9 protein-coding genes and 1 pseudogene are annotated in these 11799 nt (G+C 45.3%); 5 read left to right on the forward strand and 5 right to left on the reverse strand.

What is annotated here, in order from left to right; all coding sequences use genetic code 11:
• Both H6F44_RS23330 and H6F44_RS20415 read left to right on the forward strand, forming a co-directional pair.
• A pseudogene (locus H6F44_RS23330) lies at positions 1-168 on the forward strand (IS4 family transposase); the annotation flags it as partial.
• Between the two features lie 136 nt (positions 169-304).
• On the forward strand, positions 305-835 hold the full coding sequence (locus tag H6F44_RS20415) for a hypothetical protein (RefSeq protein ID WP_190352934.1): 531 nt from the start codon (positions 305-307) through the stop codon (positions 833-835).
• A 2-nt stretch (positions 836-837) separates the two neighbouring features.
• Here the strand turns inward: H6F44_RS20415 and H6F44_RS20420 are convergent, their stop codons facing one another.
• Complete coding sequence (locus H6F44_RS20420; protein ID WP_190352935.1) at positions 838-1092, reverse strand: type II toxin-antitoxin system Phd/YefM family antitoxin; 255 nt, start codon at positions 1090-1092, stop codon at positions 838-840.
• A 163-nt stretch (positions 1093-1255) separates the two neighbouring features.
• On the opposite strand from H6F44_RS20420, the gene H6F44_RS20425 reads away from it, so the two are divergent.
• Entirely contained in the window at positions 1256-1645 is a 390-nt protein-coding gene (locus H6F44_RS20425; RefSeq protein WP_190352936.1) for a hypothetical protein, read from the forward strand.
• Between the two features lie 538 nt (positions 1646-2183).
• Here the strand turns inward: H6F44_RS20425 and H6F44_RS20430 are convergent.
• The 3 genes from H6F44_RS20430 to H6F44_RS20440 all read right to left on the reverse strand — a co-directional run bounded on the left by H6F44_RS20430 (position 2184) and on the right by H6F44_RS20440 (position 6596).
• Positions 2184-3773, reverse strand: a complete 1590-nt coding sequence (locus tag H6F44_RS20430) for a CPBP family intramembrane glutamic endopeptidase (protein WP_190352937.1) — start codon at positions 3771-3773, stop codon at positions 2184-2186.
• Between the two features lie 103 nt (positions 3774-3876).
• Complete coding sequence (gene sugE / locus H6F44_RS20435) at positions 3877-4197, reverse strand: quaternary ammonium compound efflux SMR transporter SugE (RefSeq protein WP_190352938.1); 321 nt, start codon at positions 4195-4197, stop codon at positions 3877-3879.
• 8 nt (positions 4198-4205) lie between these two features.
• Positions 4206-6596 carry a heavy metal translocating P-type ATPase gene (locus H6F44_RS20440; protein WP_242016676.1) on the reverse strand — a complete coding sequence of 797 codons (2391 nt, stop codon included), beginning with the start codon at positions 6594-6596 and terminating at the stop codon, positions 4206-4208.
• Positions 6597-6778: 182 nt separating this feature from the next.
• Between H6F44_RS20440 and H6F44_RS20445 the strand changes: the two genes are divergently transcribed.
• Positions 6779-7663 carry an MBL fold metallo-hydrolase gene (locus H6F44_RS20445; protein ID WP_190352939.1) on the forward strand — a complete coding sequence of 295 codons (885 nt, stop codon included), beginning with the start codon at positions 6779-6781 and terminating at the stop codon, positions 7661-7663.
• Positions 7664-7738: 75 nt separating this feature from the next.
• Here H6F44_RS20445 and H6F44_RS20450 read toward each other — a convergent pair whose 3' ends face one another.
• A complete protein-coding gene (locus H6F44_RS20450; protein WP_190352940.1) occupies positions 7739-8905 on the reverse strand; it encodes a phosphotransferase enzyme family protein in 1167 nt (388 codons plus the stop codon).
• A 288-nt stretch (positions 8906-9193) separates the two neighbouring features.
• On the opposite strand from H6F44_RS20450, the gene ppsA reads away from it, so the two are divergent.
• Entirely contained in the window at positions 9194-11635 is a 2442-nt protein-coding gene (gene ppsA, locus H6F44_RS20455) for a phosphoenolpyruvate synthase (protein WP_199302214.1), read from the forward strand.
• Positions 11636-11799: the final 164 nt, after the last annotated feature.

The following is an 11799-nucleotide window of genomic DNA, read 5'->3' on the forward strand; positions in this document are numbered from 1 at the left end:
ACGATCCAAATCTACACTTGCTTAATAGCGTATGTTTTATTAGAGCTAGTAGAGATACCAAAAGAGTTTGGCTGTAAGATGTTAGATAAACTGAGGTATTTACAAGCATTCATGAGTGAGAATATCAGTTATGTACATTGGTTTAGGAAGATAGTGATATTAAGCTGAAATCACGCTTTTTGCAGGAGTAGTGTGTCCACTTTTGGGATAACCTCATGTCTGATTCAACACTTCTGCTTTATACTTTATTGCATTCCCAAGTTTCAAGCAAATGGCTCTTTGTATTATTAGAAGAAGAATTGGAATGAATCAAAAGTTTTCCAAAAAATGGAGTAATTGGTCTGAAGTAGAAAAGCAGAAACACTTAAGCGGTCAAATTTTTGGATTCGTGTTCTTTTTCTTCTTACCACAGACTGCTATGGTTTCCATTCCTGGGTATTTTTTAAGAGCAGTTATAGTTATTTTCAGGAATATGTCTCTTAAAAAAATTATACGGCTCATTAGAGAAGTAACAAATCACAATCAAATTGTTAAAAACCTACATACTTTAGATCAGTTGGTAGAAGCAGGTAATCCCATCAAGCTTAACGATAGGGGAACTGTTATTGATGCCCTACGAATTACTAGGGCTGGCTTAGTACGAGCTTTAAAAACCGAAAAGATCCTTAGAGAAAATCCTAAGTTTATGCCTGAATATTTTAATATTGATTTAACTACAATAGAATCAGAAAAAACAACAGTTAGAGCCGTTGAATATGCCGAGTTGCTCAATGATGCGTTACAAGTTGGTGTTAGCGTACAGCAGGCAATGAGAAAGCTAAAGGACAGTTACTAAATCTAAAGCGATCGCCTTTCAATTTCGATAGTTTGACCTGCCTTTGCAGATTGAATTGAACCAAGTAGATGTTTAGCATTAAAGGGATTAGATAGCAAATATAAGGTTTCCTGCCAAGCAGAAAACTCGTCTAGTGAGATCAAAATAGCCTTATTACCTCTATCATTACAAAGGATTGTTGGCTGCACATTGTCAATGATACGATCAATTAATCTATCTAAGTTATGGCTTGCTTCTTGAGTTGTCATTGCATCCATTTTAAACACCTTAATATAATTTGATGACAGATAAATCATAGCTTAATTTCTCGCTGTGGGCGATCGCCAAATCTAACCCATGCTCAAAAATCTCGGCGATCACTAACATCTCACCATCAGTCGTCATGATAGAATAATTGTACAAAGCGACAATGTTATGAATATGAAAACCATCACAGATTCATCATTAGCGAAACTCAATCCCCATACGGCTGAAGGTAAAGCAATACAACGATTACCTCTAGAAGCTGATGATTCTCAGTGGGTCACAACTGTTGAACGGGGAGAAGAAATTGATCTGAATATGTTGCAAGAACAAATCAATATTTTTAAAGTTAGTGGGCAAAAACAAAAGTCGCAAAGCCAAATCTCTATACGCAGTTCAGGAAAATCAACTGGTAATTCAACAGGATATCCCAAAACTGCCAATACAGTTACAAGCACTGTATCCGAGTCTCAAGCAACTTCTATCCATAAATCCACTATATACAAGCCAGTTTCCAAACCACGCCTTAAAAGGGGATTTGGCAAATTACCGAGCGCTAGAAGTTGACTGGGATGATAGTGCATATCGATTGGTTTATAGAGTTGTTGATTCTCCTTTCCCAAAAACAGTTCGGATTATTAGCTTTGATGAGCACGATCCCGCTTATGATTCAGCAAAAGAGCGCCTCAGAGCTTCAAAATCTAAATAGCGATCTCCCTTCAAGTTTGTTTTGCGATCGCCAAATCTAACCCACGCTCAAAAATCTCATCGATCGCCACCATCTCGCCGTCAGTGGTCATAAACTTATGATCCTTGGTAGCTTTGATGCGATCGCCATTTTCTAGCTCATATTCAAAGACTTCCTAATTGCCGCGATCGTGCCATTGGTTAAATAGTTTGAGGTTAATAACTTCATGTTATAATCGCATCAAGCATTTAAACCGTGAAATATCAACAACGGCTGGTAAATCAATCCCCAATCCATCGATTTCAGATAGATGTAAAGTTGAGGGAGTGGAAAATATAGGAATGTCTTGGGAAGAGCATTCGTTGTGGGCGGTTAAGCCTAGTGTTTTAGTAGAAATTTCTACATAACATGAATTATCTATTTTCCTCCAAGGGCAATCAGCGCCAGAAAACTGCCACTGTTCCAAAGACAATGCAACAACATGGAGGCAAGCAAATTGCGCGATCGCCAATAGACAAAACCCATGACCATGCCCAAAACAGTTAGGGGGATGATGTCAGCGAGATTGAGGTGTGCCACTGCAAATAGAAAGCCACTGAGGGCGATCGCCCCCCATACAGGGAGAGCCTTAGTGAGTGATGGCAAGAGAAAGCCGCGAAATAGATATTCTTCAAAAAAAGGTGCAGCGATCGCTAAGGTTGACCAGAGCAGAAATTTTGGTAAGGTATTTTGGCTATCAATAAGAATGGGAAGTAGAGGATTACCGCCACCCTGCCCTTGTAAAAATTTTTGGCTAATTAAGGACACAACCAATACTAGTGGCACGGCAGCAAAGTAACTCCCAATACCCCAGAGGAGCCATTGCGGGGTTAGAAATTTGAACTGAAACCAACCTGTGGGTAAGGGCTGATATTTTTCTAAGCTCAAATGTAAGATTGGTAGCATCGGCGCAACGGAAAGCACATAGGGAATCAAAACTAGCCATGCTTGCAGGGTAAAGTCTTCACTAACTCGCATCGAAATCCCCAATAGTTCCAATACTAGGGGAATTACTAATTGGGTCATTAGGCAGAAGGCTGTAAACCAGAGAACCATTACTTCCCAAGTTTTTGCCAAGCCCCAAGGTACTTGCCAAGCCAATAATTCAGTATCTTCATCTTGCTGCTGCCGCTCCAAATAAAATGGCGATCGCTTCCGAAAAAAGAGCCATTGTATCGTCAGCCCTAACCAGAGCATAATCCCCAAACTGCCGCCAATTAGAGGGATGCTATTCACAATTACAAGGCGATTGATGGCAGCATCCTGTTCTATTTGTGCCTGTTGGAATAGTTCGCTGAGATTCTCATTTCTCTGTTGGGCTTGATAGAGTCTGGCTAAGGCAACTTGACGATACCAACCATCGAGGGTGCGGCGAATTTGCGATTCGGCATCAGGAAAGAGCATTTGTGGCTCAGACCATAGCCCCCGCAAAATTTGGGCGGTCATACCATAGGTCGACATATTGCCCTGCTCTAGCTCCTGTATGCTTTGCCATGTGGCGATCGCCCCTTGGAGGTCATTGGTCTGAACTTGCAACAATCCCGATCTAATCCGCAGTTCGCTCATGCTTGTTAGTTTCTTTTGCAGTTGCGGTGATGTGGACGAATTTTGAATATTTTCTAATAAATAATTATTGGCATTGAGAACCTGTTGATAACTTGCGAGAGCTTGAGCATAGAGGTTTTGTGAGTCGCGATCGCTAAGCAAAGACTGCACAATCTCGCTTTTGACATTATTGCGATTGGCTCCGTCCTGCATTATGCTCGGCTGTGATGCTTGCAGGATGAGGTCAGTTTGCAATAGATCTAATTTTGTTTGTTCTTGAGGATTATGCCAACTTGCCTGTAGGGTCAGCGTGATAAATAAAATCGCCAATAAACTCAAAATACTCAGGAGTAATGATTTTAATTTTGAGGGTTTATCGCTTGGCTGAGCATTGGGCTGATCGTTCAGGGGTTGAGAATCCATTCTTTTTGATACTTTTTTGATGCTTGCTGGGGATTTTGGGTAAGTCCTCAAATTTTAAAAAGCGTTGCTAAGCAAGGCTTTTTAAAATTCCCCTATTATTTTATCATTCCGCTACTCCTAGCCGCAAACCGACAATACCGATCGCGATTAGGGCAATCGCCAATAGGCGGGGGAAATCGCGGGGTTCGCCTAGAAAAAGCAAGCCCACCACTGCCGTGCCGATAACGCCGATACCTGTCCAGATGGCATATCCAGTACCAACAGGGATGGTTTTGAGCGCCTGTGCGAGGAGAATAAAACTGGCGGTGAAGGCGGAGATGGTAATTAGGCTCGGTATTAACTTTGTAAAACCATTTGTAAATTTGAGACAGCTTGCCCAAACAACTTCCAATAGACCCGCAATGACTAGATAGAACCAATCCATATTGATGTTTATTGCTTACGTAAGGATAGGGAACTTAACACCACGCTGACGGAACTCAATGCCATTGCTAAACCTGCGATCGTGGGATTGAGGGCAATGCCAAAGCGGGGATAGAGTAGTCCTGCGGCAATGGGAATGGCGAGGGCATTGTAGCCAAAAGCCCAGAATAGGTTTTGGCGAATTTTGTTAAAGGTGGCGCGACTGAGATTAATTGCTGGCACGACATCGCTAATATCATGGCGCATCAATACAATATCGGCGGTTGCCATCGCCACGTCAGTTCCTGAACTGAGGGCAATCCCCACATTGGCAGTGGCAAGGGCGGGGGCATCATTGATGCCATCGCCCACCATTGCCACGCGCTGTCCTGATGCTTGCAACTGCATCACCGCCGCCGCTTTGCCATCGGGCTTGACCCCAGCGATCGCCCGTTCGGTGGGAATACCCAATTGCTGCGCGATCGCTTGGGCAATTTCAGGGCGATCGCCCGTGAGCATCCATACTTGTAAACCCATGTGCGTAAGCTGCTCGACCACATTGAAAGCTTCAGGTTTGAGGCGATCGCGCATAGCGATCATGCCCATCAGTTGACCGTTAACCGCAACGAAGATGGGAGTTTTACCCATACTTGCCAATTCTTGCGATCGCCTTTGCATTTCCTCCGTAATCTGCACAGGTTGATCGCCCAACCAAAGCGCATTGCCCACGAGAATTAATTCTCCATTGGCAAGGGTTGCTTCCACACCGCCACCCGCCACGACTTGCGAAGTGGAGATCGGCAATAGGGGCAGATCTAACTCCTTTGCCTTGGCGATCGTGGCAGCACCAAGCAGATGATTTGCCCCCACCTCGGCACTAGCGGCAATTTGTAAAACCTTTAATGCTGAAGGGGGGACTGGGCGATCGCCCAAACTTTTGAGCGTGGTGTGATCGATCATGCTTCTGCCAAACACGATCAAGTCATCGGTGACAATATCCGTAACTTCAGGTTGCCCCGTGGTCAAAGTGCCTGTTTTGTCAAAAATTACGGCAGATAGCTGATCGATTTTTTCTAGACTTGCGCCCCCTTTGATCAAAATGCCTCTTTCTGCACCGATGCCAGTGCCGACCATGATCGCAGTCGGTGTCGCTAAGCCTAACGCACAGGGACAAGCCACCACCAATACGGCGATCGTCAGTTTTAAACTAAAAATCATATCGGCATGGAGCAGTCCGTACCAAACCCCAAAGGTCAAGGCGGCGATCGCCATGACGCTATAGGCAAAATAACCCGCCACGCGATCGGCAAGGTATTGGATCGGCGCTTTACTGGCTTGAGCCGCTTCCACTAAAGCCACAATCCGCGCCAAGGTGGTGGCAGCGCCAGTTTGTGTCACCTGCACCGTGAGTGCGCCTGTCAGATTTAAAGTCGCCCCTGTTACCGATGCTCCCGCTTGCTTGGTAACAGGCAGAGATTCCCCCGTCAGCATCGATTCATCAACATTGGAAATGCCAGTGAGCACCTCGCCATCCACAGGCATCTTTTCCCCAGGCAATACCAAAATGCGATCGCCCACCTGTAAATCTGCGATCGCCACTTCTAGGGGTATTTCCGTTGCCTTATCTAGGGAATTTTCCGCCGCCGTCTTCACCAATAATTTTGCCTTGGCAGGTTGTAAATCCATCAGGGCGCGAATGGCGTGAGAGGCGCGTCCCTTAGCCCTTTCTAACAATGCCTGCCCTAACAGCACAAAGCCCAACAGCATCACAGGCTCTTCAAAAAAACATTGCCATTGCAACTGCGGCACAAATAAGGCGATCGTACTGGCTCCATAGGCAGAAATTGTCCCTAAACCCACAAGGGAGTTCATATTCGGGGCGCGATACCACAGAGATTTTAGTCCATCCCACCAGATCGGTCGCCCAATCCAACCTAAAGCGACAGTTGATACTGCCCAATGAGCGTACATATTGCCAATCAATGGTAAATCGGCAACCCCGATCAATCCCAAATGTCCCACGATCGCCAGCATGACTAACAGTGCAGGGATGGCAATTTCTGACAATGTGGCTAGGCGAGAACTTGAGTTAGAGGATATGGGGCTGGGCGCAATATGGCGATCGCTTTGATCGATCACTTTGGCAGTAAAACCTGCTTTGGCGATCGCCTCAATCAACTGCGGTGCTAAATCCTTTGGTGAACTTTCATCGCCATAGACTACCGTTGCCCTTTCTGTAAGGAGATTGACCGTAGCCGCCTTTACCCCCTCACAGTCAAGCAAGCGCTTCTCTACCACCGCGACACAGCCTGCACATTTCATCCCCAAAATTGTCAAGGACAGAGAAAGGGATGGTGAATCTACCGATACAATAGGATTAGATCGCAAATTAGAAGTTGTGGTCACGATTGATAGGCTCATGCTTGACGATGCTGGGCAAGAAAACTGATGTTGGCTAGTACTAAAAGCTGATAGCCACATTAAGGGCTATAGGGTTAGCATATATCTAAACTTAGTATGGCGGCAAAGCGCTAAAACTATTTTTTGCTGGGTTAGCCAAATCTAGCCCAAAGCTTCACAATTCTCTAACACTGAATTAGCTAATGTCCACTTCTGATAGCGAATTTTCTATTCATTTTTGGGGTGTAAGAGGAAGTATAGCCACACCAGGTTCCAATACGGTGCGCTACGGTGGCAACACTCCCTGTGTGGAAATGCGCTGTCAAGGTGAGCGAATTATCTTTGATGGAGGCACAGGCATTCGTGTCCTTGGTCAGCATTTACTCAAGGAGATGCCCCTAGAAGCTAGTATTTTCTTTACCCATAGCCATTGGGATCACATTCAGGGCTTTCCCTTTTTCACCCCTGCTTTTATCAAAGGTAATGTATTTAAGATTTATGGCAAGATTGCACCCACGGGGCAAACTATGCAAGAGCGCCTAGGCGAACAGATGCACCATCCCAATTTTCCCGTCCCTTTGGGAATCATGGGCTCCTGTCTAAAGTTTTTTGACATTGCAGTGCCAAGCACGATCCACCTCGGCGGTAAAGTAACCGTGGAAACGGGGATCTTAAATCATCCAGGAGAGGCAACGGGCTATCGGGTCACTTGCGGCGATCGCGTGGCAGTATATGCCACTGATACCGAACATTTTCGTGATCATCTAGATGCAAATTTGGTATATCTGGCGCGTAATGCTGATGTGTTAATTCTGGATGCTACTTATTCCGATGAAGAATATTGGTCAAGTACTTCACCCAAAATCGGCTGGGGGCATTCTACTTGGCAGGAGGCGATTAAAGTGGCGAAGGCTGCTAACGTGAAAACCTTAGTGATTTTTCACCATGATCCACTCCATAATGACGATTATCTAGATGAGGTTGGGCGACAGGCAAGGGAGCAGTTTTCAGGGGCAGTGATGGCAAGGGAAGGAATGTGTATTTCGATTCCTTTGCGTCAAGACAATAAGCCATTGGTTGAAGTCTAGGAAAAAATCATGATTTAAAAGAGCGTAATGCCGCAACACTCTTTTGGGGTTGGGCGAAATTGATGAGCAGCTTGATTAGCTGTGGCTATATTCCAAGCTGCTGTAAGTATGTTGCAAATCGGCAATTATTTTTTTGATAGAAGTCACTTGAGACTCAATGCTTAACAATAATTGAAATTGCACCAGCGATCGCTTGAGATTATGTTCGGGATATTGGGCATGGAAATAGACATTTCCTGCTAGATAATCTGTAAAAAAGCGCAGTCCTAACTCAAAGGTAATTACACGCACAGCATCATAAATATAGTCACAAAAATAATCACAATCAGTTGCTGTAAGGGATGAGCGCATTTTAGGAAAATATCCTTGCAAAATTCCTTGGCAGAGATCCAGATCAAAGCTGACATCCTGCCATGCTTTCGTCTCCTCCCCTAAGCCATTGCATCCCGATCGCAAGCAATCACCAATGTCATAATGCCATAGCCCCGCCTTGACCGTATCCAAATCAATCATACTCACAGCCTGATCTGTCTGTCGATCAAAGAGAATATTATTTACTTTCGGATCGCCATGAATAACGCGCATTGGCAATTTGCCTTGGGTCTTAGCATTTTCTAGAATAAACGCCAATTCACGGCGATCGCTGATGATTTGCTGGCAATGGTTAACTTCTTTCTCAATGGCGGCATCACGAGTTCCATGATTTAGGGAATTAAGAACCTGATCATATTTCTGTAAATAAATTGGCGTGATATGGAAATTTGGCAAGCTATCTAGTAATCGCTGCGGATCAAGATCCATCGTTAGGGAATGGAACATTGCCAACCCATAGCCTAATTCTGCGGCTTCCTGTGGCTTACTAATTGCTTGAATTGATCGGGCATTGGCAATCAAGCTTAGCGATCGCCAATATTCGCCATCTTCCGTTCGCAAATAGTCTGTCCCTGTGGCTGTCGGTAATACTTGTGGCAATTCCCATCGGCGATCGGGGGGCTGTTGTGTTAGGCGATCGCCCACATGATCGAGATATAGGCGCAAATTTTGCATTACGGCTGCGGGTTGGGGGAATACGTTGGTATTAATTTTTTGCAGAATAAAATGCTCTAAACCTTTAATATTCTGTTGCCAACTAACTAGAAAAGTATGGTTAATATTGCCACTACCAAAGGGCTGAATCTCAATCACTGATGCTGTGACAGGCAGGAAAGATTGAGCGATCGTTTCGAGAAAAGGTGAACCCACAGATAAAGATCTCCGATTTTTTCCTTGCAATCATAGATCAATTGTGGCAGTCACACCAAAAGTCGGAAATCCAGACATTTATGGATTATTTACGGATTAATGTCAACCTTTGCAAAGCTTAGTAAACAAATGTAATAGCCTTGGATTGTGGTAATCACATAGTCGATATAATAAGGGCAGATTAAAGGTTCTTAGCAACCATTTGAGAATTTGATTTAAACGATTGATAAGAACCTAATTGCTCTAAGTTGATCTAATCACACTTTAAGATTAGGGAGTTAAATTATCATGACTAGCTCATCCTTGGCGATGGAACAGTCGCGCAATGTTCCTAAAGAAGAAGCGCTAATTCTTTGGTTTGAAGAGGTGGGAATTGCCGATATTCCTCTAGTGGGGGGTAAAAACGCATCTTTGGGAGAAATGATTCGGCAACTGCAACCCAAGGGGGTTAATGTTCCCAATGGCTTTGCCACGACTGCCTATGCTTTTCGACATTTCATTGAGAAGGCAGGATTGGAAATTAAACTCAGAGAACTCTTGGCTGACTTAGACATCGAAGACATGAACAATCTGCGCGATCGCGGTCGGATGGCGCGGGCATTGGTGTTGAGTACGCCATTTCCTGAAGATTTGCAAATGGCGATCGCCATGTCCTATCGCAAACTATGCACCATGTATGGTTCGGAAGAAGATACGGATGTGGCGGTGCGTTCTAGTGCCACTGCCGAAGATTTACCTGATGCCAGTTTTGCTGGACAGCAGGAAACCTATCTGAATGTCTATGGCACAAACGAAGTTGTCGATGCTTGCCATCGCTGCTTTGCCTCCCTATTCACCGATCGCGCCATCTCCTACCGCACGATCAATGGTTTCGATCATTTTGACATTGCCCTATCGGTGGGCGTACAAAAAATGGTGCGCTCTGACATGGCTGCCTCTGGGGTGATGTTTTCCATTGACACCGAAACAGGTTTCAAAAATGCCGCATTGATCACCACCGCCTATGGCTTAGGGGAAAATGTTGTGCAGGGGGCTGTCAACCCCGATGAGTATTTTGTCTTCAAACCCACGCTCAAACAAGGTTTTCGCCCCATTCTCGAAAAGCGCCTTGGCACGAAAGAGATCAAGATGGTCTACGATCTTGGCGGCGGTAAACTGACCAAGAACATTTCTGTACCAATGTCCGAACGGGTCAAGTTTGCGATTACCGATGACGAGATTCTTAAACTCGCCGAATGGGCTTGCATCATTGAGGATCACTATTCAGCAGTGCGCGGCAAACTGTCACCAATGGATATTGAATGGGCAAAGGATGGTAAAACTGGGGAATTATTCATCGTTCAAGCCCGTCCTGAAACCGTGCAATCTCAAAAGGCGGGTAACATTCTCAAGAATTATAAATTGAATGGTTCTAGCAACATTCTGATTACAGGTCGTGCCGTGGGCGAGATGATCGGTCAAGGCGAAGCGAATGTGATTCTAGAAGTGCATAACATTGATGACTTCCAAGCAGGTCAAGTGCTTGTCACCAATAAGACCGATCCTGACTGGGAACCGATTATGAAGAAAGCCAGTGCGATCGTCACCAATCAGGGTGGACGTACCTGCCATGCTGCCATCATTGCGCGGGAAATGGGTATCCCAGCGATCGTGGGCTGCGGCAATGCCACAGGTATGCTCAAGACGGGGCAGGAGGTCACAATTTCCTGTGCTGAAGGTGAAGAAGGCAAGGTTTATGAAGGTCTGGTTCCCTTTGAAATTCTGGAAACTTCCCTTGATAATCTGCCTCAATTGACTACTAAGATCTTGATGAATGTGGGCAACCCCGAAGAAGCATTTGGTCTATCGGCAATTCCCTGCGATGGTGTCGGTCTAGCCCGTATGGAATTCATCATTGCCAACCACATCAAGGCACATCCTCTGGCGCTGATGCATTTCGATACCCTCGAAGATAAGGCGGCGAAATGGGAAATTTCTCAATTGACGGCGCTCTATGAGAACAAGTCAGATTTCTTCGTGGACAAATTGGCGCATGGCATCGGCACGATCGCGGCGGCGTTTTATCCCAAACCCGTCGTAGTACGGATGTCCGACTTCAAGAGCAATGAGTATGCCAATCTCCTTGGTGGTCGCGCCTTTGAGCCTGTCGAAGAAAATCCCATGATCGGCTGGCGTGGTGCATCTCGCTACTACGATCCCAAATATCGTGATGCCTATGCCCTAGAATGCCAAGCCCTCAAACGGGTACGCGATGACATGGGTTTAACCAACGTCATTCCCATGATTCCGTTTTGTCGTACTCCCGAAGAAGGGCGCAGGGTCTTGGCGGAGATGGAAAAGAATGGCTTAAAACGCGGTGAGAATGGTCTAGAAGTCTATGTAATGTGCGAAATCCCTAGTAACGTGATTTTGGCAGATGAGTTCTCCCAAGTCTTTGATGGCTTCTCCATTGGTTCCAATGACCTGACCCAGTTAACTCTAGGACTCGATCGCGACTCTTCCCTAGTTGCCCATATCTTTGATGAGCGCAATGAGGCAGTGAAGTCAATGGTGCGCTTGGTGATCCAAAAGGCGAAGGCAAACCACCGCAAGATCGGCATCTGCGGTCAAGCCCCTAGCGACTATCCAGAGTTCGCCAAGTTCCTTGTCGAGCAAGGTATCGATTCCATCAGTCTCAACCCTGATTCTGTGTTGAAGACGATGCTGGCACTGGTTCCGTGTAATGAGTAGGGAAAAGCATTGCAATATATGACATATGGAGTTAATAATAAAAGATAAACTTCGGCTAAAAACACCAGTGTAATGAATCTATTTACCTATGCTTGTCCAGAATGTGGGAGCGAAGATGTGTGTGCTGACCACCAGTATAAGACGAAAAATTATGGGGTTAGGAC

It is taken from the genome of Pseudanabaena cinerea FACHB-1277, from assembly GCF_014696345.1.
GTDB lineage: Bacteria > Cyanobacteriota > Cyanobacteriia > Pseudanabaenales > Pseudanabaenaceae > Pseudanabaena > Pseudanabaena cinerea.